The following is a 26,812-nucleotide window of genomic DNA, read 5'->3' on the forward strand; positions in this document are numbered from 1 at the left end:
CCTACCGGACCGCGGCGGTCGCCTCGCGCATCGCGTCCAGCGCCGCCTCGATGTTCTCCATGCTCGTCGCGTAGGAGATCCGGGCGGACCCCTCGCCGCGCGCGCCGAACGCGCCGCCGGGGACGACGACGACGCCGCGATCGAGCACCGCGTCGACCCAGCCCGCCGGCACCTCGGGCATCGCGTAGAACGCGCCCTTCGGCGTCGGCACGTCGAGGCCCATGTCTTCGAGGCCGTCGAGGAGGACGTTCCGGCGCTCCTCGAACGCCGCGACCATCTCGTCGACGGGGTCCTGCGGGCCGGTGAGCGCGGCCTCGGCGGCGTACTGCGCCGGCGCGGACGCGCAGGCCTGGGCGTACTGGTGGACGCGGAGCATCCGCTCGACGCGCTCCGAGTCGCCCGTCACCCACCCGAGCCGCCACCCGGTCATCGAGTACGTCTTCGAGCAGGCGTTCACGACGACGACGTTCCCCGCGTCGTCGTAGGCCCTCGGCGAGCGGTGTTCGCCCTCGAAGACGATGTGCTCGTAGACCTCGTCGCTGATGCAGAGCACGTCGTGCTCCGCGGCGATACGCGCGAACTCGCGCATGTCCTCGGGCGGCGACACCGCGCCCGTCGGGTTCGCCGGGGAGTTCACGACGAACGCCGCCGTGTCGTCCGTGATGTACTCTTCGACCGTAGCCGGATCGAGCGTCAGGTCGTCGCGCAGCGGCAGGCCGACCGGCGTCCCGCCCGCGAGCTTCGTCAGCGCGTCGTAGGAGACGAAGCCCGGATCGGGGAAGAGCACCTCCTCGCCCTCGTCGACGTGCGCCTCGATGGCGAGGTGGAGCGCCTCGCTCCCGCCCGAAGTGGCGATGACGTCCTCGGGGGACGCCGTGAACGCGTTGTCGCGGCCGTGCTTCTCCGCGATCGCCGCGCGGAGGCTCGCCGTCCCCTTGTTCGAGGTGTAACCGTCGGCCTGTCCGGCCTCGATCGCGTCGATGGCCCCCCGCCGGGCGTGCTCGGGCGTCGGGAAGTCCGGCTGGCCGAGTCCGAGGTTGATCGCGTCCTCGCTCGCCGCCTCGAACACCTTCCGGATGCCGCTGATGTCGATCGCCTCCACGCGTCGGGAGAAGTCGCTCATGCGTGAGAGGGCGGTGCGCACCCGATTAAAGGAACCGGAACGGGGTTTCGCCTACAGGCTGCTCTTGATCTTCTCGAAGAAGCCCTGCTCGACGTCGACCTCCTCGCCGCCGGCTTCCGCGAACTGCTCCAGGGCCTCGCGTTGCTCCTCGTTGAGGGAGTCGGGCGTCACCACTTGGACGGTGACGTAGAGGTCGCCCTGCCCCCGGCCGCGGAGGCGCGGCATCCCCTTCCCCCGCAGGCGGAAGCGCTCGCCGCTCTGCGTCCCCTTCGGGACGTCGAGTTCGACCGCACCGTCGAGCGTCGGCACCTGGATCGTCGCACCGAAGACGGCCTGCGGGAACGAGATGGGGTGGCGGTGTTCGAGGTCGTCCCCATCGCGCTCGAAGTCGGGGTGATCGGCGACCGAGATCTCGATGAGGAGGTCGCCGTTCGGGCCGCCGTTCTCGCCGGGCGCGCCCTCGCGCTCCATGCGGAGGGTCTGCCCGTCGGCGATCCCCGCGGGGACCTCGACGGTGAGCGTCGCCTCGCGCCGGACCGTCCCGTCGCCGTTGCACTCGTCGCAGCGCTCGCTGTAGATCTGCCCCTCGCCGCCGCAGCGCCGACAGGTCTGGCGCTGCTGGACGCGCCCCAAGGGCGTCTGCTGGACGGTCGTCGTCTGGCCCTGCCCGTCGCACTCCGGACAGGTGCGGACGTCGGCGTCGGGCGGGTGGCCGCTCCCGTCACACGCCGGACAGGCCTCCGGGCGGGTGACGGTGAGCTGCTTCGTCGCGCCGTCGTGGGCCTCTTCGAGGTCAATCTCCATGCGGGTCCGGAGGTCCTGACCCTGCTGGGGGCGGTTCGGGTCCTGCGAACGGCCGCCGCCGAAGAACTGCTCGAAGATGTCGTTCATCCCGCCAGCGCCGGCGCCGCCCATGCCGCCCATTCCTCCCATGCCGCCGGCACCGCCCATACCGCCGTCACCGCCGGGGTCGGCGCCGTGCTTCTCGGCCTCCTCGTAGCGCTCGTGGCCGAGGCGGTCGTAGGCCTCGCGCTTGTCCTCGTCCGTGAGGACGTCCTTGGCCTTTTGGATGGTCTTGAACTTCTCCTCGGCGTCGGGCTCGTCGCTCACGTCCGGGTGGTACTGCTTGACCTTCTCGCGATACGCCTTCTTGATCTCGCTCTCGTCGGCGTCGCGGCTGACCCCGAGCGCGTCGTAGAAGTCCTGGCTCATCGGGTAGGTGGCGGAGGTAGTGGGTGTGTGCGGTTAGGCGTTGGCTTCAGCTCTCGTCGTCCGATTCGTCGACGTCACCAGAACGCGAAGCGTTCTGGTCGGCAGACGAGTCGCTCGGCGATTCGTCGACGTCCTCGAAGTCGGCGTCGACGAAGTCCTCGGCGTCGACGTCCTCGGGGTCCACGTCGCCCATCCCCCCCATGCCGCCCATACCGCCCATGCCAGCGCCGGCACCGGCACCGCCCGCGCCGGCCTGCTGCTGGTAGGCCTGCTTACCGATCTCCTGGAGGTCCTCGGAGAGTTGCTCCGTAGCGTCCTGGATCGCCTCGGTCTCGGCGTCCTCGTCGTCGAGGAGCGCCTCGATCTCCTCGCAGTCGGCCTCGATCGTCTCGCGCGTCTCGTCGTCGACCATCTCCTCGTTCTCGTCGAGGAGGGTCTCGGCGCGCTGGACTGCGGTTTCGGCCTCGTTACGGGCCTCGATGCGCTCGCGGCGCTCCTCGTCCTCGGCCGCGTGTTCCTCGGCCTCCTCCTGCATCCGCTCGATCTCCTCGTCGCTGAGGCCGGCGCCGCCCTCGATGGTGATGTCCTCGGAGTTGCCCGACCCCTGATCTTCCGCGGAGACGTGGACGATGCCGTCCGCGTCGATCTCGAAGGAGACCTCGATCTGCGGAGTACCGGCGGGGGCCGGCGGGATGCCGGTGAGCTGGAAGGCGCCGAGGAGCTCGTTCTCCTCGGCGATCTCGCGCTCGCCCTGGAAGACCCGGATCTGCACGCTCTGTTGGTTGTCGGCGGCGGTCGTGAACACCTTCGAGGCCTCCGTCGGGATCGTCGTGTTCTTCTCGACGAGGCGCTCGAAGAGCCCGCCCTTCACCTCGATACCCAGGCTCAGGGGCGTGACGTCGAGGAGGACGACGTCGTCGACGTCGCCGCTCAGGACGCCGCCCTGCACGGCCGCACCGAGCGCGACGGCCTCGTCGGGGTTGACGGATTTCCGGGGCTCCTGGCCGACGACTTCCTCGACCTTCTCTTGGACCTGGGGCATCCGCGTGGAGCCGCCGACGAGCACGACGTCGTCGATGTCGCTCGCGTCGAAGCCGGCGTCCGAGAGGGCCTGTTGGGTCGGGCCGACGGTCCGCTCGATGAGGTCGCTCGTGATCTTCTCGAACGTCGCGCGCGTCACGTCCTGTTCGAGGTGGACGGGACCGTCGTCCGTCGCCGTGATGAACGGGAGGTTGACCGTCGTCTCCTTTCTGCTGCTCAGCTCGATCTTCGCCTCCTCGGCGGCGTCCTTCAGCCGCTGGAGGGCCTGCCGGTCCTCGCGGAGGTCGATGCCGTGCTCGTCCTCGAACTCGTCGGCGAGGTAGTCGATGAGGGCCTCGTCCCAGTCGTCGCCGCCGAGGTCGTTGTCGCCGTTCGTCGCGATGACGTCGTAGGCGCCCTCGGCGATCTCGAGGACGGAGACGTCGAACGTCCCGCCGCCGAGGTCGTAGACGAGAACGGTGTTCTCTCCCTCCTCGTCGAGGCCGTACGCCATCGAGGCGGCCGTCGGCTCGTTGACGATCCGCTCGACGTCGAAGCCGGCGATCTGACCCGCGTTCTTCGTCGCCTGGCGCTGCTTGTCGTTGAAGTACGCCGGGACGGTGATGACGGCCTTCTCGACGTCGTCGCCGAGGTAATCCTCGGCGTCGCGCTTGATCTTCTGGAGGATGCGCGCCGAGATCTCCTCGGGCGTGTACTCGTCGTCGCCGAGCGTGACCGTGTAGTCCTCCTCGCCCATGTGGCGCTTGATGGAGGCGACGGTCTGGTCGGGGTTCTGCACCGCCTGGTTCTTCGCGGGCTTCCCGACGAGGAGCTCGCCGTCGTCGTACGCGACGACCGAAGGCGTCGTCCGGTCGCCCTCGCTGTTGGCGATGATCTCGGGCTCGCCGCCCTCCATCACCGCGAACGCGCTGTTCGTGGTACCGAGGTCGATACCGAGAATCTTCTGACTGGCCATCTTGGGAGGTAATGAGTCGCCGTTTCGGTTTAAAGCTTGCTAGTGTGGACGGCTCACACGACCGTCAACGAACGCGAATACGAGCGTTTCGGGGCGTGAGAGCCGCGGGGAACGCTGGGTTTATGATGAACCGGTAAGCGATCGACCGCGTCGACGCGCCGCCCCTACGCGTCGTTCGCGTCGCCGGACCCGTCGCTCACCGTCACCTGCGCCGCGCGCAGGACCTTCTCCCCCATCTCGTACCCCGGCCGGTAGACCTCCGCGACGGTCCCCTCGGGTTCGTCGCTCGACACCTCGAGCATCACCTCGTGACGGTGCGGATCCGTCTCGCTCCCGGGCTCGGGCGCGATCTCCGCGACGCCCTCGTCCTCGAAGACCCGATCGAGCTCGCGTTTCGTCATCTCGACCCCCTCGCGCAGCGAGTCGACGTCGCCCGACTCCTCCGCGAGCGCCCGCGTGAGGTTATCCCGAACGTCGAGCAGGCGCGTCACCAAGTCCTCCGTCGCGCGCTCCTCCGTCTCCGCCTGCTTGCGCTTCGCGCGCTTCTTGTAGTTCTGGAAGTCCGCCTGCACGCGCTGCAGGCGCTCTTCGTGGTCCTCGACCTCGGCCTCGAGGTCCTCGACGTCCTCCGCGAGGCGGTTTCGGTCGCCAACGACGTCCGCGACCTCCTCGGCGAGGTCCTCGTCGTACTCGGCGACGCGGTCGGCGAGCGGGTCCCCGACCGTCTCGGGATCGGCCGCCTCGTCCGCGTCCGCCTCGGCGTCGCTCGCCTCGGGGTCCTCCACGTCGACCTCCACACCGTCGGCGTCGTCTGTCATGCCCGGAGGAAGCGCCCGACGCGGCATAAGGGTTTCAGAAGACCGTTCGAGGGACCTAAACGCGCGTCCGTCCAACGTCCGAGCGATGACGGTCACGCTCGGCTACGCGGACGGCACGGTGCGGGTGGACGGCGACGCCGACGTCTACGGACGCCTCCCCTACGTCGAGCGCGACGATCGCACCGACTCGGGGCGGGTTCCGGGCTACCGGTACGGCCCGCTGCGCGCCCACCTCCGCACGCTCGGCACGACGGTGGAAGACTCGGTCCCCCGGTGGGAGCGCCTCGCCGTCGCCACGACGTACGAGCTCCGGGACTACCAGCGCGCGGCGCTCGACGCCTGGCGCGAGAACGACCGGCGCGGCGTCGTCGAACTCCCGACGGGCGCGGGCAAGACCGTCCTCGCGCTGAAGGCCATCGAGGCCGTCGGGGAGACGACGCTCGTCGTCGTCCCGACCATCGACCTCCTCACGCAGTGGCGCGAGGAGCTGGCGAGCGAGTTCGACTGCGAGATCGGCCAGCTCGGCGGCGGCGAGCAGACCGTCGGAGACGTCACCGTCTCGACCTACGACTCCGCGTATCTGCGCGCCGACGAGCTCGGCGATCACTTCGGGTTCGTCGTCTTCGACGAGGTCCACCACCTCGGCGGCGAGGGCTACCGCGACGTCGCGCGCCTGCTCGCCGCCCCCGCGCGCCTCGGCCTCACCGCGACGTTCGAACGCCCGGACGGCGCGCACGAGGTCCTCACGGACCTCGTCGGGGACGTGGTGTATCGCCTCGACGTCGACGACCTCGCGGGCGAGCACCTCGCGGCGTACGACGTGCGCCGGCTCGAAGTCCCGCTCACCCCCGAGGAGCGCGAGCGCTACGAGGACGCGCAGGGCACCTTCACGGACTACCTCCAGCAGTCCTCGATCACGTTCACCTCCGGGAGCGACTACCAGGAGCTCGTGAAGCGCTCGGGGAACGATCCGCGGGCGCGCGAGGCCCTGCTGGCGAAACAGCGCGCGCGCACCATCGTGCAGGAGTCCGACGCGAAGGTCGCCGAGCTCGCCTCGATCCTCGGCCGCCACCGCGGGGATCGAGTGATCGTCTTCACGGCGTCGACGGACCTCGTCTACCGGCTCTCCGAGCGCTTTTTGATCCCGCCGATCACGCACGAGACGGGGGCGAGCGAGCGCCGCGAAATCCTGAGGAAGTTCCGCGCGGGGACGTACTCGCGGGTCGTGACCGCGAACGTCCTCGACGAGGGCGTCGACGTCCCGGACGCGAACGTCGCGGTCGTCTTCGCGGGCTCGGGGAGCGAGCGCGAGTTCACCCAGCGCCTCGGGCGCGTCCTCCGGCCGAAGGACGACGGGTCGCGCGCGACGCTCTACGAGCTCGTGAGCGCCGACACCGCAGAGGAGCGCGTCGCGGACCGGCGGCGGTGACGGGTGACGGTCGGCGGCAGTCGCTCACGAGCTCGTCCGCTACGCCCGCACCCGCCGAACGTCGCGCAGCGAGACGTGGGGCGTCACGCTCGGCGCGTTCGCGCGCCGGACGTCGCCGTAGGTCGCCCGCACGACCCGGGTGCTGTTCGGGTCGAGCGTCACGCCGACGGTCCGCTCGCGCGTCTCCCCGTCGATCTCGGGGCGGAAGACGACGGTCGCGGCGTACGGATCAGCCTTGACGTTCGAGACGATGGCCTCGATGACGAGCGCGCCCGCCTCGTCGAAGGCGACGTCGCTGCTCGCCACGAGCACCGGCGCGGCGTCGGCCGACGCGTCGAGACAGCCGGCGAGCCCGCAGAGACCCGCGAAGCCGGCGCCTCGCGCGAGGAACGTCCGTCGATCCATACCGAGTCGGTCGGTCCCCGGTGTCTTTTATCCGCCGGTCGCCAACCGGCGGTCGTGCTCACGAAGGACCTCCTCCGGGTGTCGCGCGCCGGCGGCGGCTATCGGCCGCGGTTCGCGGGCCCCGACGACGCCGCCGTCGCCGATCGGGTTCTCGACGCCTATCGGGACGCCGTCGGCGCGGAGCGGGCGACGCTGACGGACGCCCTCACCGACGTCGAACGCGACTCGCCCGACTTCAAGCTCGTGCGCGGCTTCGCCAAGCTCGTCGAGCGTGACGCGACCTTCGAGGTGCGCGCGCCCGTCGAACCCCGAACGGCCCGGAACGTCGCGTTCGCCGCCGCGGAGGACGTCGGCGTCGTCACGGAGGCCGAGCGCGACGCCGCCATCGCGGACGCCGCCGACCGCCTCGACGCGACGCCGGACGACGTGCGCTCGAGCCTCCACGCGGACCGGGAGTCGCGCGAGGTGCTCGTCGACGCCGACGCGCGCTGGGACGCCGACGGCCTCGTCGCCCAGTACAACCTCTCGCTCGCCCAGACCGCGCTGTTCGACGCGACCGAGGTCCGCGTCCGCACGGACGACCCCCGCTCGCTCGTCCTCGCGATCAAGCGCCTCGGCCTCCTCTACGAGGTGCGATCGACCGAGGACGGGGTCGGCCGCGAGGTGGTCCTCACCGGCCCGGACGCGCTCTTCCGTCGCACCAGACGGTACGGCACCCGCTTCGCGCGCGTCCTCCGCGCCGTCGTCGATCGGGACGACTGGCGCATCGAGGCGACGATCGACGACCGCGGGACCGAGCGGGCGATGACGCTCAGCGACGCCGATCCGCTCCGCGCTCCCGACGCCGACCCCGTCGCCGACGTCTCCTACGACAGCGGCGTCGAGCGCGAGTTCGCGGCGCGCTTCGACGCGCTCGACCTCGACTGGGACCTCGTGCGCGAACCCGACCTCCTCGACGCCGGCGAGCACCTGATGGTCCCCGACTTCGCCTTCGACTACCGTTACGCCGACGTGCGCGTCTACTTCGAGATCATGGGGTTCTGGACGCCCGAGTACGTCGAGAAGAAGCTCGCGCAGTTGGACGCGACGGACGTCGAACTGCTCGTCGCCGTCGACGAGTCGCTCGGCGTGGGCGACGAGATCGAGACGCGGGATCACCGCGCGATCCCCTACACGGGGTCGGTGCGCGTGAAGGACGTCGTGGACGCCCTCCGCGAGTTCGAGGCCGCCCTCGAAGCCGACGCGAGCCGCGACCTCCCCGCGGAACTCACCCCTACCGCGGACGTCGTCGCCTTGGACGACGTCGCTGCGGAGTACGGCGTCCCCGTCGAGGCGGTCGAATCGCGAGCCGTCCCCGAGCACGAGCTGGTCGGGCGGACGCTCGTCCGGCCCGCCGTGCTAGACGCCCTCGGGACGGAGATCGAGGCGGGGATGGCGCTCGACGCCGCCGAAGCGGTGCTGGCGGATCACGGGCTCACCGAGACGAGCGCGGTGCTCGCCGCGCTGGGGTATCGCGTCGAGTGGGAGGGCCTCGGGGGCGGCGTGGTGCGCGAGAAGGGTTCCTAGAGCTCCCGACGGCGGCCCTTCGGGATCATCGAGCGGAGCTCGCCGTGGAGGTAGAGGCCGACGCCGAGCGGTTCGCGTCGCGCGCTCGACTCGGCGCCCGCGCGATCCGCATCCTCGCGCGCCTCGTCCGCCGCACCGTCCGCGATCTCGTGGGCGGCGATCAGGTAGCCCCAGTCGCCGTCCCACTCGACCTCCCGGTCCTCGCCCGCGACGAACGCCCGGGCGTCCGCGGGCGAGAGGTCGATCACGTTCCGCGTCGCGTGGCGGCCGAAGCGCTGGGCGGCGTTCGTCGTCGGCTTCCAGTGCTCCTGTCGCGTTCGGAGGAACGTCATGCCGAGCGATTCGACTTCGAGGCCGTCGGGCACGTCGCTCGCCGCGATCCAGATCTTTCCCGCGCCCTTCTCCCAGAAGGTGTAGGGGGCGAGGACGTCACGCGGGACGCCGAAGCGATCCGTCCAGTAGGAGAGGACCGCCTCGCGGGTCGCCCGGCCCTCGACGTCGCGCTCGTCGGCGCTCGCGGGCAGGCGCTCGAAGCGGTGGCTCGTGTTCTCCATCAGGCACCGACCTCCAGCTTCGCGCAGAAGAACCCCCCGGTGTCGTTCTGGTGGGGGTAGAAGCGCTTGGCCCTCGTCAGCGAGCCGTCGTACGTCTCCCCGTTCCACGCGGTGAGACCGGGCGAGTGCGCGAGGTCGACATCGAAGTCAACGAGCGCGACCGGTTCGTCGTCGAGGACGCGATCGATGACGCCCTCGTTCTCCTCGGGCGCGAACGTGCACGTCGAGTAGACGACCGTGCCGCCCTCGCGGGTGAGGCGGATCGCGCGCCGGAGGATGTCGGTCTGGAGCGCGGCGATGTTCAGGCTCGCCTCGCGGCCGACGGTGTCGAGGGCGTCCGCGTTCTTCCGGATCGTCCCCTCGCAGGTGCAGGGGACGTCGGCGAGCACGGCGTCGAAGGCGTCGATCCCGAAGCCGTCCGCGGTGAAGCGCCGCGCGTCCTCGTTCGTGACGGCGACGCACGTCGCGCCGAGGCGTTCGGCGTTCGAGCGCAGCGCGGAGAGCCGCCCGAGGTTGTCGTCGTTCGCCATGAGCAGTCCCGCGTCGTCGAGCAGGTCGGCGAGCTGCGTCGTCTTCGAGCCCGGGGCGGCGCAGGCGTCCCACACCGCGTCGCCCGGCTCCGGGTCGAGGACGCGCGCGGGGATCGCCGAGACTTCCTCCTGCCCGTGGATCCACCCGTGGAAGTACGGCCACGTGTTCCCGGGTTTGTCCGTATCGACTTCGAGGATCGAGGGGTTCCACGCGCGGCGCGTCACGGTCACGCCCTCGTCCTCAAGGGCCGCGGCCGCCCGGTCGGGGTCGGCCTTGATCCCGTTCGCGCGGACGACCGAGGGGAGCGGACGCTCGCAGGCCTCGCGGAACGCCGCGTAGTCGTCGACGATCGGCTCGTAGCGTTCGAGCGCGTCCATTCGTGTCCGTCCACTCGCGCCCCCGGCGCTTGGGGGTTGCGTTTCTCCCGGTCGCCGGCGGGCCGTCTCGCCCCCGGACTTATCTCCCTCGCGCGAGTCGTCGCTACCATGGCACGCGTCAGAGAACGAGCCGAGTTCGACCTCGACGACCCCGTGCTGGTCGAGGGGTTGCCGGGCGTCGGTCTCGTCGGGAAGATCGCCACCGATCACCTCGTCGATCAGTTCGACATGGCGTACGTCGGCAGCGTCGACTGCGAGGGGCTCCCCGAGGTCGCCGTCTACGGCGCGGACGACTACACCGCGCGCCCGCCGGTCCGCCTCTACGCCGACGAGGAGCACGACCTGCTCGCCCTGCAGGCCGACATCCCCGTCAACCGCGTCGCCGCCGCCGAGTTCGCCAAGTGCGTCACCGACTGGGTGACCGACGTCGGCGCGACGCCGCTCTACCTCAGCGGCTTCCCGAACCAGGAGGACGACCCGGCGCACGTCCCCGACGTGTTCGGCGTCGCTACCGGCGACGGCGCGGGAATCCTCGACGAGCACGGGATCGGCGCGCCTCCCGAGCAGGGCGTCATCGGCGGGCCGACCGGTGCGCTCGTCAATCGGGCGGACGTCAACGACCTCACCGGCGTCGGCATCGTCGTCGAATCGGACCCCCAGTTCCCCGATCCCGCCGCGTCCAAGCAGCTCATCGACAAGGGCATCGAGCCGATCGCCGACGTCGGGATCGAGACCGACACGCTCGTCGAGCAGGCCGAGCAGATCCGCGACCAGAAAGAGCAACTCGCCCAGCGGATGCAACAGGCCAGCGAGGAGGAGTCCACGCAGGCCCAGTCGATGCGGATGTTCGAATAGCGCGGGAGCGGACGGCGACCGTCAGACCCCCGTATCGGGCCGCATCTTTTTGCGACGTGACGCCCTATCGTCACGCATGGGAGACGACCGAGAGAGTGAGGAGCTCAGCAAGAACTCGAAGAGCGGCGGGAACGACTCGAAGGACGCGCCCGCGACGATGGCGAAGGGGTCGAAGCCGACGAGCGACGACGAATAGGTCGTGGCCAGCGTTCTCACCGACGTCCTCACGCATCTCGACGCGGTCGTCGCGTCGCTCACGATCCTCTTCCCCGGGTTCCTCACGTACTTCGTGTACGTCGGCGTTCGCGCAGTCGGATACGACCGACTGAAGCGGGGTCACGTCGTACTCGTCCTCTTCTTCACGCTGTTCTTCCAGATTGCGAGAGGGTTCTCGGGAGGTCTCATGTCGTGGCTCCCGTACCAGTTCCTCTTCTACTTCGTCTTCCCGCTGGTGCTGGGAATCCTCGCGGACATCGGCCATCGTCTCTTCATCAACGTCGGCGTCGACTGGTACCAATCGTACATCGTCGGACGGACCGAACGGCTTGAGGGTCTCGATGTCGGGAACGTCTCTCGGTGGCAAAAGACGGTACAAAGCTACGTCAAAGACGGGTTGAACGATTTCACGAAGGAGTACTACGTCGAAGTGGAGGTCCCGGGCGTAGACGGCGAAGTACGAACCAAGCGCGGGTTTCTAAACGGGTATAGCGACGACGACATCGAGATACTCCGGTACGACGACCTCGCAGAGAAGAGTTTCGCCGGGGTCGGGAGCCCGGACATCGACGAAGAACGACTCACGATGACGGTCGAGCTCGTCCCCCGCGACAGGATCGAGGCGATCCGAATCTATCGCGTGAAGATGGAAGATTTCGAGCTGGAGTAGCCCCTCAGAGGAGCGGGACGGCGTCCTTCAGCCCGAACTTGACGATCTTCGGGTTCTCGCGGGCGAAGTCGCGGAGCATCGGGAGGTCCTCGCGGTGGAGGAGTTCGGCGATGGCGCGAACGCTGCCGCCGTTCGCGGCGGCGAGCGTGTCGAGGTCGACCTCGTTGATGTCGCGCATGAGTCGGTCGTAGCGCTCGTTGGGCGCGTAGTAGAGGAGGTGCGTCATCAGGAGGCGGACGCCGGCGTCGGGCGCGACGTCGCGGTGCCAGAGCTCGTCGTAGATGCCGAGTTCCTCGGCGGAGGTGTCGACCGCGCCCGTGAGACAGTGATCGGCGGCGATCGCGGCGGCGCGCGCGGACTTCATCCCCTTGTGGATCCCCTCACCCCAGAGCGGATCGATTGACGGAACGGTGTCACCGATCGCCATGAAGCCGTCCGTGGAGAGCTGACCCGGCGGCTGGATGTGCGCGGACCCGCGGTGCTGTTTGCCCTCCAGCTTCTCCGCGTCCGCGAAGCGCGGGTCGCTCTCCAGCCAGTGTTCGAGGTAGTCGTCGATGCTCATCCCGTCGGTGTTCGAGTGGTACTTCTCGTTCTGGATGTAGCAGAGGCCGACCTTCGCGGTATCGCCGCCCGTGTGGAAGATCCAAGAGTACCCACCCGGCGCGAGGTCGTGATCGAGGCGGAGCATCATCGCGTCCGTGAGGTCGGCGTAGTCGGGATGATCGATCTCGATGCCCTCCATCTCCCACTCGATGCCGATCGCCTGGTTCTCGCGTTCGAGGTCGGAGACGCCGAGTTGCTTGGCGAGCGGCGCCGCGGGCCCGGTAGCGTCGACGACGATGTCGGCGCGGACCTCCTCGTCGCCGTCGTAGCGGACGCCGACGACGGAGCCGTTCTCCGTGAGTGGGGCGGTCGCGCGCGAGTCGAAGCGGTACTCCGCGCCGTTCTCGCGTCCCTCGCGGACGAGGAAGCGCTTGAACTCCGCGAACTCGAGCACCGCCCCCGGCTGGGACTGCGTGAAGTGGTTCGACGGCGATTCGAGGACGACGCCGTCCGTGAACTGCATCACGACGTCGTCGGGGATCCCGAACGCCCCCATCATCCCCGGGAACGTCCCGGCGGTCGATTTGTTGCTCTGTCGCGGGAAGTCGTCCTCGGTCTCCGTCTCGAGGACGAGCACGTCGTAGTCGCGTGCCGCGAGGTCCCTGGCGCACTGCGCGCCCGCGGGCCCGGCGCCGGCGATAACCACGTCGAAGTGGTCAGTCATACAGTACGGAACCGGGGTTTCGCTAATGAGTGTTGCTGAATACGCACGCCTCGGGGCCGTTTTCGACGTTTGGGCGAGAACAGAAGGACGCGGGCGGTCCGTCACGCCCACGAGGAGAGCGCGAGTACGACGACGCCGGGAACGAGGGCGGCGAAGAGCGCGACGGCCGTGAGGAACGCTCACTGCCGCGCCCACTCGCTCCCCCGCGCCGTCGCGTCCCGATACACCCACCGGGCGATGTCGTGGATGGCGACGGCGACGACGAGGAGGGCGAGATAGCCGTGCAGATTCTACGGGGGGAGAGACTCGGAGAGGAACGAGTCGAGGCATCCGTCAGACTCAGCCAGCGTACTTACCGCGCGCGACCGCAGGGTGCGAGCGGGCCGAGAGCCGACCAACGGGAGGCTCGCAGTGCTTTCGGCCGAGCTTTTGCCAGCGCCGAAGGCGCGCAGCAAAAGGTCGTTTAGAGACGATAGTCGTGCTCCCCGGTCTCCGTGTCGAGGAACACCGCGAGCAACGCGACCGCCGCGTCCACGTCGTCGAGGTGCGCGGTCTCCGTTACCGTGTGCATGTAGCGCAGCGGAACGCTGATCGCCGCGACCGGCTTCGCGCCGTGCGTGTTCTGGAACCCCGCGGTGTCCGTCCCGCCCGCCGGTAGCACCTCGCGCTGGTAGTCGATTCCCTCCGTCTCCGCGACGGACTCCATGCGTTTTCGCACCTTGGGGTTCGTGATGACGCTCCCGTCCTTCAGTTTGATCGCCGCGCCGTCGCCGAGTTCCGTGACGTGTTTCGAGGCGTCCGAGAACTGCGGGATGTCGTTCGCCACCGTCACGTCGAGCGCGACGGCGAGGTCCGGGTCGAGGTCGACGCCGAGCGCCGTCGCTCCCCGCAGTCCCACCTCCTCTTGCACCGTCGCCGCGACGTGCACCGTCACGTCGGGATCGATCCGCTTCGCGGCTTCCAACACCGCGAAGAGACACACGCGGTCGTCGAGCGACTTCCCCGTCACCGTCTCGCCGAGGCGTCGGGTGTCCTGCGCCATTGTCACGACGTCGCCCACGGAGACGCGCTCCGCGACGTCCTCGCCGTCCCGCCCGAGGTCCACGTAGAGGTCCTCGACTTCGTCGCTGGACTCGCGCTCCTCGTCACTCATCGTGTGCGGCGGCGGCGACCCGATGACCCCCTCCAGGTCGCCCTCCGCGGCGTGGACGGTGACGCGCTGGGCGCGCAACACGCGCGGGTCCCACCCGCCGAGCGCGTCGAGTCGGAGGAACCCCTCGTCGGTGACGTGTTTCACCATGAAGCCGATCTCGTCCATGTGCGCCGCCACCGCGACCTCGTAGTCGGGGTTCGTCGAGCCCTCGATCGTCGCCACGACGTTCCCCATCGCGTCCGTCCGGATCGCGTCCGCGACGTCGTCGAGCTCGCGGCGCACGATCGCCCGGATGCGGTCCTCGTGACCCGGCGCGCCGTGGGCCTCCGTCAGCTCCGTCAGCAGGTCGAAGTCGGCGTCCATGCCCGGAGACGACGGCCGCCCGGCTCATAAACGCCCGCGATCAGCGCCGACGCGGGCGGTGCGCGCGGACCGAAACGGCGGGCCGATTCAGGCGTCGCGCTCGACGACGTACTCCGCGAACGCGGCGAGTTCGGCGGCGACGTCGTCGGTGAGCGGGACGCTGTCGAGGTGGTCGCGCGCCTCCTCGACGAGCGCGAGGGCGCGCTCGCGGGCGTACTCGACGCTCCCCGTCTCCTCCATGATCTCGATGGCCGCGAGCGCCTCGGCGTCGGTCGTGTCGTCCGCGGCGAGGATCTCCTGGAGGCGCGCCGCGTCCTCGGGCGCGGCGTTGCGCACGGCGTGGACGGCGATGAGCGTCTTCTTCCCCTCTTTGACGTCGTTCCCGACGGCCTTCCCGAAGTCGCCGGCGCGATCGAGGCTGTGCTCGACGTCGAGGATGTCGTCCGCGATCTGGAAGGCGATGCAGACCGTCTCCATGAACGCCGCGAGTTCGGCCTCGACGTCGTCGTCCTGATCGGTGACGATCGCCGCGAGGCGGCCGACGATCCGCCCGAGACAGCCGGTCTTACACGCGCACATCTCCATGTACTCCGCCTCGGTGATCGCCACCTCGTCGCTGTTGTGCCAGCGGATGTCCATCCCCTGACCGAGGTGCGTCCGGTTCAGCTCGTGCGTGAGCATCTCGTAGACGGCGAGGCGGGTCGCGGGGTCGAGGTCGGCGGGGTTGCGTTCGACGATCTTCAGGGGGATGAAGTAGAGCGCGTTACCGGCGTTCAGCGCGATGTCCTGCCCGTAGCGGTGGTGGACGGCCTCCTCGCCGCGGCGGATCTCCGCGCCGTCCTCCACGTCGTCGACGATGATCGTGCCGTTGTGAAGGATCTCCGGGATGACCGCGTACGGGAGGAGCTCCGTGGGGTCCGCACCGAACCCCTCGGCGAGCATCAGGAAGACGACGGCGCGCCAGCGCTTCCCGCCGCGATCGAGGAGGTCCCAGACGGGCGTCGAGAGGGCGTCCTCGATGGCGTCGGGGTCGTACTCGTAGCGACCCTCCCCGAAGAACGAGCGGAGGTAGTCGGCAGTCAGTTCGCGCGGGAGGACGCGTTCGATCTCGCGATCCACCGCGGGTCGCCATTCCGAGAGCGATTTGGACATGTCGAGCGAGTTCGCGGTCACGGGGCAAAAAGCTGCCACCTTCGCGCCCCCCGCAGACGCAATCCTTTTCCGCTATCTCGGCGACGAACGCCCATGAGCGACGCAGATACGGACGCCGAGGCCGAGCTCCGCGAGGAGCTCACCGCCGCACTCGAAGGCGCCGACTACCCCGTCACGAGCATGACCAGCCTCGTCCCCGAACTCCCGCGCGGCCCGATGACGAAGTTCCACGCCGGCGACCGCACCTTCTCCGCGATGGAACTCGCCAAGCTCCTCTCCGGTCACGAGGAGTTCCCCTACGACGACGTCGAGACCCTCGTCGACGACGTCATCGCGGGCCTGCGAGCCGAGGGGGAACTGTAAGCCCGCTCCGCCCACTCCGCACCGACTTCACCCACGCTTTTGCCGGTCGGCGACGCCACTCACCACATGACCGACTGGATCGGCCGGACCTTCACGAGCGAGACGGGCTGGACGCACCTCGAAACGCTCGTCGACATCGGGAACCGGATGGCGGGAAGCGCGGGCGAACGCGAGGCCGCCGTCGCCACGCGCGATGCTCTCGCCGAGCACGCCCGGAACGCCCACCTCGACGAGTTCGAGATCCAGGGGTGGGACCGGGGGACGTCCGCGATCGTCGCGGGCGGGACCGAGCAGGGCTGTATCGCGCTCCCGCGCAGCCCCCCCGGATCGGCGTCCGGCCCCCTCGTCGACCTCGATCACGGTCTCCCCGACGACTTCGCCGGCCGCGACCTCTCGGGGGCCGTGGTGCTCGTCGACTCCACCGTCCCCGACCACGCCGAGCGCGTCGTCCACCGCCGCGAGAAGTATTACCGCGCGGTCGAGGCGGGCGCGGCCGCGTTCGTCTTCGCAAACCACTACCCCGGAGGGTTGGCGCCGACGGGGAGCGTCGGTACCGCCGACGCGCCGGTCGGCGAGATCCCCGCCGTCGGCGTCTCGCGGGAGGTCGGCGCGCGCCTCGCGCGGCGCTTCGCGGACGAGACCGTCACCGTCGACGTCGAGGCGTCGCTCGGCGACGCCACCTCGCAGAACGTCCACGCTGAACTCGGACCGCGAACCGACGAGGCGCTCCTCGTCACGGCGCACGTCGACGCCCACGACATCAGCGAGGGCGCGATGGACAACGGGGCCGGGACCGCGATGGTCGTCGAGCTCGCGCGGGCGCTCGCGGCGCGCGAGGACGAACTCGACACGCGGGTTCGCTTCGTCGTCTTCGGCGCCGAGGAGGTTGGGCTCGTCGGCTCCGCGCACGACGCCGCGACCCGCGACCTCGATCGCGTGCGCGCCGTGCTGAACCTCGACGGCGTCGCGGCCGCGCGCACGCTCGAGTGCACGACGCACGGATTCGACGCGCTCGGTCGCGTCGCCCGTGAGGTCGCCGACCGCTTCTCGCACCCGATCACGATCGACCCGGAGCTCGGGCCCCACTCCGATCACTGGAACTACGTCCAGCACGGCGTCCCGGGCTACATGGTGGCGAGCGACACCGGCGACAGCGGGCGCGGGTGGGGCCACACCGCCGCGGACACACTCGACAAGCTCGAAGCACGCACCTTCCGGGAGCAGGCGATCCTCCTCACGGCGCTCGCCGTCGCGCTCGCCGACGACGGCTTCACGGTCGCGCACGCCGCACCGGCCGATATCGCGGCCGCTTGCGAGGCCCAAGACCTCGCCGCGGGGATGCGAGTCACCGGCGACTGGCCGTACTGATCCCCGGGCGGATCGACCGCCGACAGCAGCTTTTTGCCCGCGGGGGGCCACCCTCCGACGATGACCGAGGCACACGTCGGGCTCGTCGGCCCGGAGGCCGAGAGCGCCGCCGCCGTCGTCGAGAACGCCGGCGGAACCGCGACCGTCGGAGACGCCCGATCGGTCCTCGCCGACGACGTCGACGCCGTCGCGGCGTTCGCCGAGCGCGCGCTCTACGCCCTCGTCCGCGCCGGTCTCCCCCCCGAAACGCCCGTGCTCCCCCTCAACGCCGACCCGGTGGCCGACGCCGTCACCCCGACGGAGCGCGACCGCGCACTTCGCCGCCTCGTCCGCGGCGAGTACGACTCGCGCGAGCGACCGACGATCGCCGTCGAGGCGCGCCGCGAGACGTATCGCGCGCTCTCCGACGTCATGCTCGCCACCGCGGAGGCCGCGCGGATCTCCGAGTACGCCATCGAGGCGTGTGGCGAGGCCGGCGTCGCGCCCCTCGATACGGTCCGCGCCGACGGTATCGCCGTCGCCACGCCGCTCGGGAGCCGCGGGTACACGGCCACGGCGGACGGCCCCGCGCTCTCGCCGACCGTCGACGCCGTCGCCGTCGTTCCGATCGCTCCGTTCCGCGTCGAGTGTCCGAACTGGGTCGTCTCGCTCCCCGGAACGCTCACCGTCGAACGCGACGAGACCGACGTCGTCCTCCTGATCGACGACGCCGACGTCGGCCTCGTCCAGCCGGGCGCGCCCGTCGATCTCTCCTACGGCGAGCCCGTGACGCTCGCCGCGACGACCGAGAACTGAGTCCGCCTCACTCCTCGCCGCCGCGCGCTCGCACCGCCTCGGGGTCGAACTCGTTCACCGCTCGGTTCGGGCGGAGCCCCGCCCGCTCGACGACGTCGAGGTCGGCCGCCGCGCTCTGCCCGTCCGTCGTGAGGTAGTCGCCCGTCAAGAGGCCGTCCGCGCCCGCTTCGAAGGGGCGGTGCGCGTCCGCGTCGTCGAACGCGACCTCGCGCCCGCCGGTGAGTCGGACGCGCGCCTCCGGGTGGAGGAACCGGTAGACGGCGACGGTCTTCACCACGGCCGTGGTGTCGATGGCCGGTCCGTCCGGGAAGCGCTCGCCGAGCGGCGTCCCCGGGACGGGGTCGAGGACGTTCACGGGGAGCGAGGAGACGCCGACCTCGCGGAGCGCGAGCGCGGCGTCGATCCGGTCCGTCGGACTCTCCCCCATCCCGAGGATCACGCCCGCGCAGAGGTCGAGCCCCGCGGCCTTCGCGGTCTCCAGCGTCTCGACGCGGTCCGCGAAGTCGTGGCTGCCGACGACTTCGGGGAAGTAGTCCGGCGAGGTCTCGATGTTGTGGTTGTAGTGGTTCAGCCCGACGTCCGAGAGGGTCTCGGCTTCCGCCTCGGTGAGAACGCCGAGACTGGCGTCCACCGCGACCGCGGTCTCGTCGCGGACGAGCCGGATCGCCTCCAGCACTCGCTCCCACTCGTCAGGGCGGCGCTCCTTCGAGACGCCGCGCTCCGCGACGACGATCCCGAATCGTTGCGCGCCGTCCCGTTCGGCGCGCTTCGCCGCCTCGAGGATCGCGTCGGGGTCGAGCAGGTCGTGGGTATCGATGCCGGTGTCGAAGCGACCCGACTGCGCGCAGAACCCGCAATCCTCCGCGCAGCCGCCCGCCTTCGCGTTCACGATGCTGCACGCGTCGACCGTCCCGTCTCCGTAGCGCGCGCGGATGGCGTCCGCCGCGGGCGCGAGCGCTTCGATCGGCTGCGCGACGAGGGCGAGCGCGTCACGGCGCGTCAGCGTCTCGCCGGCCGACACGCGTTCGAGCGCGTCGTCGACCGTTCGATTGCCGGTCTCGTAAACCATGATCCAGTCCCTAGTTTACGGGACCGTAAGGATTGGGTCCACACCTCGCTGACGGGCGGCGCTAACCGACCGCGACAGCCGACACGACCGGCGCTATCGGCCGTGAACCGGCCGAATCGCCCCATCCAGTCATCCATCGAGCGGCCGACCAGCCGACGCCGGCGAGTCGGACGACGACCCTCGATAGAACTCTCCGCGTGGTGCTCCGCGTCGCGCTCCCCGTACTCGCCGCCGGCTAAGCGAGCGGACGCGAACGGCGGTCCCGCCGCGACCGCCACGATGACAGATACGACCAGTCCCTCGACGCGGGCACGCACGAGAGCGTGCGGATGATGCTCGACGGGCCGCCGAAGGAGGGCGTGGCGCTCGCCGTCGTAGCGCATCGGGTCACCGGCGGTGACGAAACGGACGGCTCCCCCGACGTAGACGGTTCGCCCCGCGCCGACGGTGATCGGGTCGTGGCGACGGCCGACGTCGACGTCAGCCGAGACCGGCGTCGTGAGGGTCGTCCCCCGTCCCCCGTCCCGCGGCGCACGCGATGTGCGCCCCCGCGCTACCACTCGCTTCCGTCCGCGAGATCGACGGCGTGATCGAGCTTGGAGGACGGACAGACGTCTTCGAGCACGCACTCCTCGCAGTCGGGGTTGCGCGCCGTGCAGGTGTCCCGGCCGTGCGCGATCAGCCAGTGCGTGTAGTTCTTCCAGTGCTCCTCGGGGACGACACCGTCCATGAGGTCCGCCTCGATCTTCTCGGGGCGTTCCTCCTCGGTGATGCCGAGTCGCCGCGAGAGGCGCTGGACGTGCGTGTCGACGACGATCCCCTCCGTCAGGTCGTGTCCGTGCTGGAGGACGACGTTCGCCGTCTTTCGCCCGACCCCCGGGAGGTCGGTGAGCGCGCTCATCGTGTCGGGCACCGCCCCGTCGTGCGCCGCGATGATCTGCTCGGCGGCGTCGTGGATGTAGCCCGCCTTGCTGTTGTAGTACGTGATCGAGTCGATGTGCGACGCGATCTCGTCGACGTCCGCGGCCGCGAACGCCGCGGGGCCGTCGTACGTCTCGAAGAGGTCGGCAGTCACGTCGTTCACGCGCTCGTCCGTGCACTGCGCGGAGAGGATCACGGCGACGAGGAGCTCGAAGCGGTTCGAGAAATCGAGCGAGATCTCCGGATCCGGGTATTCGCGCTGGAGGCGCTCGATGACCTCCGACGCCTGCGCCGCGCGCGTGTCGAGTGGGTCGCCCATGCCGGCGCAACTCGGACGGCGGCCTTCAGGGTTGCGGACCCCCGCGGGGGGACGAGAGCGTTCGAGTCTCCGCAGGACGGAAACGCCGTCGCGCCGTCGCGCGTGGGCGGGGCGAGCCGAAGTAATGGATGGAAACGCGAACGCGGGCTTTCGGGACGTTTATGCGCGCGAGCGTCCCGCGTGCAGGCATGAAAGCCACCGCGAGAGCCCATCCGATTCAGGGGCTCGTGAAGTACCACGGGATGCGGGATCACGACGCGCGCTACCCGTACCACGACAGCATCAGCGTCTGCACCGCGCCCGCGAGCACCACGACGACGGTCGCGTTCGACGACCGGCTGGACGCCGACGAGTACGTCATCGGCGGCGAGGACGTGACGGGACGGGGCGCCGAGCGCGTTGAGAGCGTCCTCGACGAGGTGCGCGAGCGCGCCGGCATCGAGACGCGCGCGAGGCTCGTCAGCGAAAACGACTTCCCGACGAACATCGGCCTCGGCTCCTCGGCGTCGGGGTTCGCCGCCGCCGCCGTCGCCGCCTGCGAGGCCGCGGGGCTCGACCTCTCGCATCCCGAGATGTCGACCATCGCCCGACGCGGGTCGGCGTCCGCCGCGCGCGCCGTCACCGGCGGCTACTCCGACCTCGGGGGCGGGCTGAGCGACGCGGAGTGTCGGAGCCACCGCCTCGACGCCGCCGAGCGCCTCGAGGAGGACGTCCGCATCGTCATCGCCGAAGTCCCCGCGTACAAGGAGACGCAGGCCGCCCACGACGAGGCCGAGGAGAGTCACATGTTCGACGCGCGGCGCGTCCACGTCGAGGACCAACTCGCGGAGATGCGCGACGCGGTGCGAAACGGCGACACGGAGCGCGTCTTCGAGACCGCCGAACACGACTCCCTCTCGCTCGCCGCGACGACGATGACCGGCCCCGAGGGGTGGGTCTACTGGCAGCCGGAGACCCTCGAAGTCTTCGAGACGGTGCGCGACCTCCGCGCCGACGGCGTGCCCGCGTGGTTCTCGACCGACACGGGCGCGACGGTGTACGTGAACACGGACGCCGAGCACGCCGCGGCGGTCGAGGACGCGATCGCCGCGACCGGCGTCGACACGCGCGTCTGGGAGGTCGGCGGGCCCGCGCGGATCCTCGACGACGGCGCGGCGCTGTTCTGAGACGGCCCGAACTTCAAAGGGGGCGCTCCACGACGGTTCGAGTATGCGCGTCGCTGTGCTCGGCGGTGGCTACGCCGGCCTGATGGTCACACGCAAACTCGAAGAGCGACTCCCCCCCGACGACGAGCTCGTCCTCGTCGACGAGACGGGCGACCACCTCGTCCAACACGAGCTCCACCGAACGATACGCTACCCCGGTTTCGCCGACGACATCACCGTTCCCCTCGACGCACTGGTCACACGCGCGACGGTCCGCGAGGCGACCGTGGCGGACCTCGACCCGGACGCGGGGACGGTCGCGCTCGCCGACGGCGGCTCGATCGAGTACGACGCCGGCGTCGTCGCGCTCGGCTCCCAGACCGCGGACTACGACATCCCCGGCGTCGCCGCGCACGCGACGCCGCTCAAGCGCCTCGAACACGCCGCGACGCTCCGACGCGACTTCTTCGACGCGGTCGACCCGAACGCCGGCACGGTCGCCGTCGTCGGCGCGGGCCTCTCGGGCATCCAGACCGCGGGGGAGTTCGCCGAACTCGCCGACCGCGAGGGGGTCGCCGCCGATGTCGACGTCGTGCTCCTCGAGCGCGCCGAGACGGTCGCGCCCTCGTTCCCCGAGCACTTCCGGACGGCGGCGCGCGACGCCCTCCGCGACCTCGGCGTCCGCCTCGAAACCGGGACCGAAGTGACGGAAGTCACGGCGTCGACCGTCGTCGCCGACGACCGGGACGTCCCGTACGACGTGCTCGCGTGGACCGGCGGCGTCCGCGGCCCGGACGCGCTCGGCGGTGAGCGGCGGGCCGTTCGGGCGGACCTCCGCCTCTCCGAGCGGACGTTCATCGCCGGCGACGCCGCGGACGTCGTGGACGCCGACGGGGAGCGCGTCCCCGCGAGCGCGCAGGCCGCCGTCCGCTCCGCACCGGTGGTCGCGCGGAACGTCGAACGCGTCCTCGACGCCGCGCGCACCGGCGACTCCGTTCGACACCTCGAGAAGTGGGCCTTCGAGACGCCGGGCTGGCTCATCAGCGTCGGCGACGACGCTGTCGCCCAGCTCGGCCCCGAGGTGTTCCGCGGGACGGCCGCGAACGTCATCAAGACGAGCGTCGGCCTCACCTACCTCGCCGAACACGGCTCACTCCGCGACGCGGTCGCGGTCGTCCGCGACGAACTCGGCGACGATCGAGTCCTCCCGGACCGCGAGGACCGCGGTTTCTGACTACTCGCGCGTCCGGCGGGGCGCGTCGCCCGCATCGTCGTCTGTGTCGGTTGCGTCACCGCCGCCTCCGTCGGCGTCGCTGGCGGTGGCCTCGTCCGCCCCGCTCACGCCGTCGATCTCGAAGCGCGCCCCGCCGCGCTCTCCCTCCGAGACCGCGACGTCCCAGCCGTGGGCATCGGCGATCTGCTCGACGATCGAGAGACCGAGTCCCGTGCCGTCCTGACGTGTCGTGAACCCGTCCTCGAAGATCTCCTCTCGTCGGTCGGCGGGGATGCCGGGGCCGTCGTCCGCGACGTAGAACCCATCGTCGGTCGTCCCGACCGTGACGGTGAGCGCCCCGTCGGCCGCGTGTTCGAGCGCGTTCCGAAAGAGGTTCTCCAAGAGGTGGCGGAGGCGCTCGTCGTCCGCCGCCACCGTGCCCAGCGGACCCGCGACGTCGAGCGTCGCGTCGGCTTCCTCGCCGACCGCGAGGTCCCACGACGACGCCACGAGGGCGTCGAGGTCGACGGACTTCACCGACCCGAGCTCCTCGCCCTCCCGGGTGAGCGTGAGGAGGTCCGCGATGATTGTCTCCATCCGCTCGTGGGCGGCCTCGACCCGGTCGAACGCCTCCGGGTCGTCGCCCTCGCGCGCGAGGGCGAGGTAGCCGCGCGCGACCGACAGCGGCGATCGGAGGTCATGGCTGACGACGGACGCGAAGCGTTCGAGGCGTTCGTTCTGTTCCGCCAAGCGATCGGTCGTCCGACGGCGCTCGAGCTCGTAGCTCACCCAGCGCGCCATCAACTCGACGAACGTTCGCTCGGCGTCGCCGAACGGCTCCGTCCGGGGGTCGCTGCCGGCGAAACAGAACGTCCCGTAGAGGTCGCCGCCGACGGTCACCTTCGCGCCGATGTAACAGCCGAACCCGAACCGCTCGTACGCCGGATCGTCCGCCCACCCCTCTCTCGTGGCGTTCTGGACGGTGACGAGCTCGCCGTGCGTCATCGTCCGCTTGCAGTACGCCTCTTCGAGCGGACACGTCTCTCCGGGCGAGATATCGTCGTCTCCGACCGCGGTGACGACGCGCTGGTGGCCCTCGTCGATCTGCATGAAGTAGCCGCCGGGGACGTCGAGATAGTCGCGGCCGAGATCGAGCAGACGCTCGACCTTCTCGTCGAAGGACGCCTCGCCGTCGGCCGTGATCCGGTACATCTCCTCCAGGGCGGCCTGCTCACGTTCGAGGCGCTCACCGAGGTCAACGCGCTCGGTGACGTCGTGGAGGACGGAGAGGTGCTCGCCGGGGGCGACGTTCGCCGTCGCCCCGTACTCGACGATGCGCTCCTCCCCGTCCGAGCGGACTAGCGGGAACGTCCCGTGGACGATCTCGCTCTCCCGGAACGACATCCACTCGCCCTCGACGTCGTAGCCCGGGGCGGCGAAGTCGTTCACCCGGCTCCCGACGAGCTCCGCGCGCGGCACGTCGAACAGCTCGCAGGCCGCCGCGTTCACCTCGACGTATCGGCCGTCGTCGTCGGCGATCACCATGGCCGTCGCGGCCTCCTCGAACGCCGCGCGGTAGCGAGCACGCCCCTCGTCGCGCGCCTCGCGGTCCGTGACGTCGCGGAGGACCGCGACGACCCCGTCCGCGCCGTCCCACGTCAGCCGTCGGCCGGTCGCCTCCATCGTCAACTGTCGGCCGTCCGGTGTCTCGAACGGCCGCGTGACCCGGGCGCGTCGCTCGTCGCCGGACGCCGCGTGCTCGATGGCGCGGAGCACCGACTCGCGCGTTCCACCCGAGGCGAACGCGTCGACGGATCGGCCGACGAGGCCGGACTCGTCCTCGACGCCGGCAGTCGCCACCGCGGGTGGGTTCGCGTACGCGATCGCGCCGTCGACGATCACGACGATCGAGTCCGGTGATCCCTCCAAGATCAGCCGTCGTCGCTCCTCCGCGGCGTCCGCGGCCCGGCGGGCACGGACGCGTTCGACGGCGTGCACCACCCGTCGCGCGAGCAGAGCGTACTGCTCGGCCCCGCGCGCCTTTCGGAGGTAGTCAGTGACGCCCGCCGAGATCGCGCGGCTCGCCAACTCCTCCGAGCCGCGCCCGGTGAACAGGACGAAGGGCAACCCCGGATCGTCCGCCCGGATCGCTTCGAGGAGCTCGATCCCGTCCGTGCCCGGCATCTCGTAGTCGCTGACGACGCAGTCGATCCCCATCGTGTCGAGCGCGTCGAACGCCGCCGCGGCGCTCGTCACCGCGACGCTCGTCAGCCGCTCGTCGGCGCGTTCGAGGTGCGTCCCAACGAGTTCGGCGAGCCCCGGCTCGTCGTCCACGCAGAGAACCGAGATCGTGTCCCCTCCCGTCATACCTCCCCTTGGCCGCTAACGCGTATAAGTGTCCTCGCCGCACCGGCGCGCCGACGCTCTCGCGTCGCACCCGCCGCGATCAGTACTCGTGACGTAGGACGACGGTACCGTCGGCGTCCGTGACGCGGACCGTATCGCCGTCGTTGTCCCACACCGGCTGATCCAACCCCCAGTAGAGGTCGGTCTCGCTCCACTGGCCGTCGCCGGTGTGGAGTCGGACGGACGCGCCGGCGTCGAGGGCGAACGTCTCGGGGAAGTGGAACTCCCAGCCCTCGGCGTCGGCGACGGTGTAGCCGCCCACGTCGAGCGTCTCGCTTCCCTCGTTCGTGAGCTCGACGTACTCCCGCGCGAGGCTCTCGGCGTCGTCGCCGTCCGGATCCACGTGCGTCTCCGTGACGGCGAGCGACGGCCCGGACGTCGCGTTCTCGAAGTCCCCCGGACGCACCGTATCGCGCCCGCGGAACCACGTGTACGACCCCGTCTTGCCGACGAGGAAGCCGTACGCCGAGTCGAGAGCGAAGTTCGCGGACGTGCGGTTGTACTTCAGGTAGAGGTCGCCGTCCCGCCGGATGTGCTTCTGGGGCGACGCGCCGTTCTGCCCGGCGAGGTAGTCCCGCGACCCGAAGTAGACGGAGTAGTTCCCCGGGTCGACGTCGCTCGGATCGACCCACTCGCTCGCGTTCGCGCCCTCCGGCGGCGAGCGGATGACGACGGTGACGTCGCCCTCCTCGTAGGGGTCGAAGGTGTTCGGATCGTCCGACGGCATGATCTCGACGTTCGCGCGCCTCACGCTGCGCTTCCCCGCCGGCCTGATCTTCACCGGCTTCTCCGTCGAGAGGTCGAACGACGACGTCGCGTCGCCATCGTCGCTCAGGACGCGCCACGCCGGGACGTTCGAGAACGTCTTCGGCGTGACCTCGATCGTCGAGCTCCCGTCGCCGATACCCCAGTACGCGCCGCCGTCCGTCTCGCCGGCCTCCCACTCCCACCTCACCTTCGCGTTACCACCCTCCCACTTCTCGAAGTCGTCGTCGCCCCCCAGCGGGTCGTCCCGGACCGCCCACTCGCCCTTCGAGCGCGAGAGCCCCGAGAACGTCAGGAACGCCGTCCCGCCGTGCTCGGCGCGCGCGCTCCCGTGGAGGAAGACGAGCGACGACCCCACGGGACCGTCGTAGACGAACAGCCGCGACGCGTCCGGTTCCGCGGTCAGGTCGGCGGGCGGGTTCGCCGACGACCCCCGGTAGTTGTAGAACTCCTCGACCGTCTCCCCGTCGTGTGAGAGCGGCGCGACCTCCCAGCGGAGGTAGCCCTGCTGGACGACGTACGAGTCCGGGCGCGACCCGCTCGGCGCGTCCCGGTTCGTCGCCCCGAAGAGACCGCCGCCGCCGAGCGCCAGCGCGCCGAGGCCGCCGGCCCCCAGCACGTACTCGCGCCGCGACAGCGACGCGCCCTCGGCCGACGTCCCGTCCGGCGACGCCGGATCGTAGTCCTCGCTCATGCCGCCGGCTTGTCGACGCGTCGATAAAAGGGGCGTGGCCGTTCCGGTGCGTCCCGTCCCGTGGCGT

Annotated in this window: 22 protein-coding genes and 2 pseudogenes; 10 read left to right on the forward strand and 14 right to left on the reverse strand. The window is 70.5% G+C overall.

The window, feature by feature from the left end; translation table 11 throughout:
- Position 1: 1 nt before the first annotated feature.
- From IEX91_RS09650 to IEX91_RS09665, 4 genes and pseudogenes are all read right to left on the reverse strand, one after another.
- A complete protein-coding gene (locus IEX91_RS09650) occupies positions 2-1,123 on the reverse strand; it encodes a pyridoxal phosphate-dependent aminotransferase (protein ID WP_188878625.1) in 1,122 nt (373 codons plus the stop codon).
- Positions 1,124-1,174: 51 nt separating this feature from the next.
- The gene (gene dnaJ, locus IEX91_RS09655) at positions 1,175-2,335 is read right to left on the reverse strand and encodes a molecular chaperone DnaJ (RefSeq protein WP_188878626.1); all 1,161 of its coding nucleotides are present in this window, start codon (positions 2,333-2,335) and stop codon (positions 1,175-1,177) included.
- Positions 2,336-2,456: 121 nt separating this feature from the next.
- Positions 2,457-4,331, reverse strand: a pseudogene (dnaK, locus tag IEX91_RS09660) (molecular chaperone DnaK); the annotation flags it as partial.
- Positions 4,332-4,495: 164 nt separating this feature from the next.
- On the reverse strand, positions 4,496-5,149 hold the full coding sequence (locus IEX91_RS09665; RefSeq protein WP_188878629.1) for a nucleotide exchange factor GrpE: 654 nt from the start codon (positions 5,147-5,149) through the stop codon (positions 4,496-4,498).
- Positions 5,150-5,234: 85 nt separating this feature from the next.
- Here IEX91_RS09665 and IEX91_RS09670 point away from each other — a divergent pair, with 85 nt between their 5' ends.
- Entirely contained in the window at positions 5,235-6,578 is a 1,344-nt protein-coding gene (locus IEX91_RS09670) for a DEAD/DEAH box helicase family protein (protein ID WP_188878630.1), read from the forward strand.
- A gap of 39 nt (positions 6,579-6,617) precedes the next feature.
- Here IEX91_RS09670 and IEX91_RS09675 read toward each other — a convergent pair whose 3' ends face one another.
- Complete coding sequence (locus tag IEX91_RS09675) at positions 6,618-6,983, reverse strand: hypothetical protein (protein WP_188878631.1); 366 nt, start codon at positions 6,981-6,983, stop codon at positions 6,618-6,620.
- A gap of 54 nt (positions 6,984-7,037) precedes the next feature.
- Between IEX91_RS09675 and IEX91_RS09680 the strand changes: the two genes are divergently transcribed.
- Positions 7,038-8,549, forward strand: coding sequence for a DUF790 family protein (locus IEX91_RS09680; protein ID WP_188878632.1), 1,512 nt, complete (start codon positions 7,038-7,040; stop codon positions 8,547-8,549).
- Here IEX91_RS09680 and IEX91_RS09685 read toward each other — a convergent pair.
- The gene (locus tag IEX91_RS09685; RefSeq protein ID WP_188878633.1) at positions 8,546-9,103 is read right to left on the reverse strand and encodes a DUF7122 family protein; all 558 of its coding nucleotides are present in this window, start codon (positions 9,101-9,103) and stop codon (positions 8,546-8,548) included. The two genes, IEX91_RS09680 and IEX91_RS09685, sit on opposite strands and share 4 nt — an antisense overlap.
- Positions 9,103-10,011, reverse strand: a complete 909-nt coding sequence (locus IEX91_RS09690) for an RsmB/NOP family class I SAM-dependent RNA methyltransferase (protein ID WP_188878634.1) — start codon at positions 10,009-10,011, stop codon at positions 9,103-9,105. Before IEX91_RS09690 ends, IEX91_RS09685 begins: the two co-directional genes overlap by 1 nt.
- A gap of 108 nt (positions 10,012-10,119) precedes the next feature.
- Here IEX91_RS09690 and IEX91_RS09695 point away from each other — a divergent pair, with 108 nt between their 5' ends.
- Entirely contained in the window at positions 10,120-10,866 is a 747-nt protein-coding gene (locus IEX91_RS09695; RefSeq protein ID WP_188878636.1) for a proteasome assembly chaperone family protein, read from the forward strand.
- A gap of 199 nt (positions 10,867-11,065) precedes the next feature.
- Positions 11,066-11,752, forward strand: coding sequence for a hypothetical protein (locus tag IEX91_RS09700; protein ID WP_188878637.1), 687 nt, complete (start codon positions 11,066-11,068; stop codon positions 11,750-11,752).
- A 4-nt stretch (positions 11,753-11,756) separates the two neighbouring features.
- On the opposite strand, the gene IEX91_RS09705 is transcribed toward IEX91_RS09700, so the two are convergent.
- The 3 genes from IEX91_RS09705 to IEX91_RS09715 all read right to left on the reverse strand — a co-directional run bounded on the left by IEX91_RS09705 (position 11,757) and on the right by IEX91_RS09715 (position 15,687).
- Positions 11,757-13,019, reverse strand: a complete 1,263-nt coding sequence (locus IEX91_RS09705; RefSeq protein ID WP_188878638.1) for a digeranylgeranylglycerophospholipid reductase — start codon at positions 13,017-13,019, stop codon at positions 11,757-11,759.
- A gap of 463 nt (positions 13,020-13,482) precedes the next feature.
- On the reverse strand, positions 13,483-14,535 hold the full coding sequence (locus tag IEX91_RS09710) for a M42 family metallopeptidase (RefSeq protein WP_188878640.1): 1,053 nt from the start codon (positions 14,533-14,535) through the stop codon (positions 13,483-13,485).
- An 87-nt stretch (positions 14,536-14,622) separates the two neighbouring features.
- Positions 14,623-15,687: a polyprenyl synthetase family protein gene (locus IEX91_RS09715; RefSeq protein ID WP_188878642.1), complete on the reverse strand. Its 1,065-nt coding sequence runs from the start codon at positions 15,685-15,687 to the stop codon at positions 14,623-14,625.
- A gap of 93 nt (positions 15,688-15,780) precedes the next feature.
- Here IEX91_RS09715 and IEX91_RS09720 point away from each other — a divergent pair, with 93 nt between their 5' ends.
- The 3 genes from IEX91_RS09720 (at position 15,781) to IEX91_RS09730 (ending at position 18,213) form a co-directional block, all read left to right on the forward strand.
- Positions 15,781-16,050, forward strand: a complete 270-nt coding sequence (locus IEX91_RS09720) for an MTH865 family protein (protein WP_188878643.1) — start codon at positions 15,781-15,783, stop codon at positions 16,048-16,050.
- Between the two features lie 66 nt (positions 16,051-16,116).
- Positions 16,117-17,418 carry a M28 family peptidase gene (locus tag IEX91_RS09725; RefSeq protein WP_188878644.1) on the forward strand — a complete coding sequence of 434 codons (1,302 nt, stop codon included), beginning with the start codon at positions 16,117-16,119 and terminating at the stop codon, positions 17,416-17,418.
- A gap of 60 nt (positions 17,419-17,478) precedes the next feature.
- Positions 17,479-18,213 carry an NAD(+)/NADH kinase gene (locus tag IEX91_RS09730; protein WP_188878645.1) on the forward strand — a complete coding sequence of 245 codons (735 nt, stop codon included), beginning with the start codon at positions 17,479-17,481 and terminating at the stop codon, positions 18,211-18,213.
- Positions 18,214-18,220: 7 nt separating this feature from the next.
- Here the strand turns inward: IEX91_RS09730 and bioB are convergent, their stop codons facing one another.
- On the reverse strand, positions 18,221-19,282 hold the full coding sequence (gene bioB, locus IEX91_RS09735; protein WP_188878646.1) for a biotin synthase BioB: 1,062 nt from the start codon (positions 19,280-19,282) through the stop codon (positions 18,221-18,223).
- A gap of 305 nt (positions 19,283-19,587) precedes the next feature.
- Between bioB and IEX91_RS16815 the strand changes: the two are divergent.
- A pseudogene (locus tag IEX91_RS16815) lies at positions 19,588-19,872 on the forward strand (hypothetical protein); the annotation flags it as partial.
- On the opposite strand, the gene nth reads toward IEX91_RS16815, so the two are convergent.
- Entirely contained in the window at positions 19,836-20,522 is a 687-nt protein-coding gene (gene nth / locus IEX91_RS09740) for an endonuclease III (RefSeq protein WP_188878647.1), read from the reverse strand. The pseudogene IEX91_RS16815 and the gene nth sit on opposite strands and share 37 nt — an antisense overlap.
- A gap of 188 nt (positions 20,523-20,710) precedes the next feature.
- Here nth and mvaD point away from each other — a divergent pair, with 188 nt between their 5' ends.
- Positions 20,711-21,688, forward strand: a complete 978-nt coding sequence (gene mvaD / locus IEX91_RS09745) for a phosphomevalonate decarboxylase MvaD (protein WP_188878648.1) — start codon at positions 20,711-20,713, stop codon at positions 21,686-21,688.
- Positions 21,689-21,731: 43 nt separating this feature from the next.
- On the forward strand, positions 21,732-22,901 hold the full coding sequence (locus IEX91_RS09750) for an NAD(P)/FAD-dependent oxidoreductase (protein ID WP_188878649.1): 1,170 nt from the start codon (positions 21,732-21,734) through the stop codon (positions 22,899-22,901).
- Here the strand turns inward: IEX91_RS09750 and IEX91_RS09755 are convergent, their stop codons facing one another.
- Both IEX91_RS09755 and IEX91_RS09760 read right to left on the reverse strand, forming a co-directional pair.
- Positions 22,902-25,247, reverse strand: coding sequence for a PAS domain S-box protein (locus IEX91_RS09755; RefSeq protein WP_188878650.1), 2,346 nt, complete (start codon positions 25,245-25,247; stop codon positions 22,902-22,904).
- Between the two features lie 79 nt (positions 25,248-25,326).
- Complete coding sequence (locus tag IEX91_RS09760; protein WP_188878651.1) at positions 25,327-26,745, reverse strand: lamin tail domain-containing protein; 1,419 nt, start codon at positions 26,743-26,745, stop codon at positions 25,327-25,329.
- Positions 26,746-26,812: the final 67 nt, after the last annotated feature.

Source organism: Halarchaeum nitratireducens (assembly GCF_014647155.1).
GTDB lineage: Archaea > Halobacteriota > Halobacteria > Halobacteriales > Halobacteriaceae > Halarchaeum > Halarchaeum nitratireducens.

Coding starts and splice junctions, on each gene's coding strand:
- IEX91_RS09750 (WP_188878649.1), top strand. CDS start 21,732: ATGCGCGTCGCTGTGCTCGGCGGTGGCTACGCCGGCCTGATGGTCACA.
- IEX91_RS09665 (WP_188878629.1), bottom strand. CDS start 5,149: ATGACAGACGACGCCGACGGTGTGGAGGTCGACGTGGAGGACCCCGAG.
- nth (WP_188878647.1), bottom strand. CDS start 20,522: ATGGGCGACCCACTCGACACGCGCGCGGCGCAGGCGTCGGAGGTCATC.
- IEX91_RS09670 (WP_188878630.1), top strand. CDS start 5,235: ATGACGGTCACGCTCGGCTACGCGGACGGCACGGTGCGGGTGGACGGC.
- IEX91_RS09760 (WP_188878651.1), bottom strand. CDS start 26,745: ATGAGCGAGGACTACGATCCGGCGTCGCCGGACGGGACGTCGGCCGAG.
- IEX91_RS09710 (WP_188878640.1), bottom strand. CDS start 14,535: ATGGACGCCGACTTCGACCTGCTGACGGAGCTGACGGAGGCCCACGGC.
- IEX91_RS09755 (WP_188878650.1), bottom strand. CDS start 25,247: ATGACGGGAGGGGACACGATCTCGGTTCTCTGCGTGGACGACGAGCCG.
- IEX91_RS09675 (WP_188878631.1), bottom strand. CDS start 6,983: ATGGATCGACGGACGTTCCTCGCGCGAGGCGCCGGCTTCGCGGGTCTC.
- IEX91_RS09730 (WP_188878645.1), top strand. CDS start 17,479: ATGACCGAGGCACACGTCGGGCTCGTCGGCCCGGAGGCCGAGAGCGCC.
- IEX91_RS09725 (WP_188878644.1), top strand. CDS start 16,117: ATGACCGACTGGATCGGCCGGACCTTCACGAGCGAGACGGGCTGGACG.
- IEX91_RS09705 (WP_188878638.1), bottom strand. CDS start 13,019: ATGACTGACCACTTCGACGTGGTTATCGCCGGCGCCGGGCCCGCGGGC.
- IEX91_RS09690 (WP_188878634.1), bottom strand. CDS start 10,011: ATGGACGCGCTCGAACGCTACGAGCCGATCGTCGACGACTACGCGGCG.
- IEX91_RS09685 (WP_188878633.1), bottom strand. CDS start 9,103: ATGGAGAACACGAGCCACCGCTTCGAGCGCCTGCCCGCGAGCGCCGAC.
- mvaD (WP_188878648.1), top strand. CDS start 20,711: ATGAAAGCCACCGCGAGAGCCCATCCGATTCAGGGGCTCGTGAAGTAC.
- bioB (WP_188878646.1), bottom strand. CDS start 19,282: ATGGTTTACGAGACCGGCAATCGAACGGTCGACGACGCGCTCGAACGC.
- IEX91_RS09695 (WP_188878636.1), top strand. CDS start 10,120: ATGGCACGCGTCAGAGAACGAGCCGAGTTCGACCTCGACGACCCCGTG.
- IEX91_RS09715 (WP_188878642.1), bottom strand. CDS start 15,687: ATGTCCAAATCGCTCTCGGAATGGCGACCCGCGGTGGATCGCGAGATC.
- IEX91_RS09720 (WP_188878643.1), top strand. CDS start 15,781: ATGAGCGACGCAGATACGGACGCCGAGGCCGAGCTCCGCGAGGAGCTC.
- dnaJ (WP_188878626.1), bottom strand. CDS start 2,335: ATGAGCCAGGACTTCTACGACGCGCTCGGGGTCAGCCGCGACGCCGAC.
- IEX91_RS09650 (WP_188878625.1), bottom strand. CDS start 1,123: ATGAGCGACTTCTCCCGACGCGTGGAGGCGATCGACATCAGCGGCATC.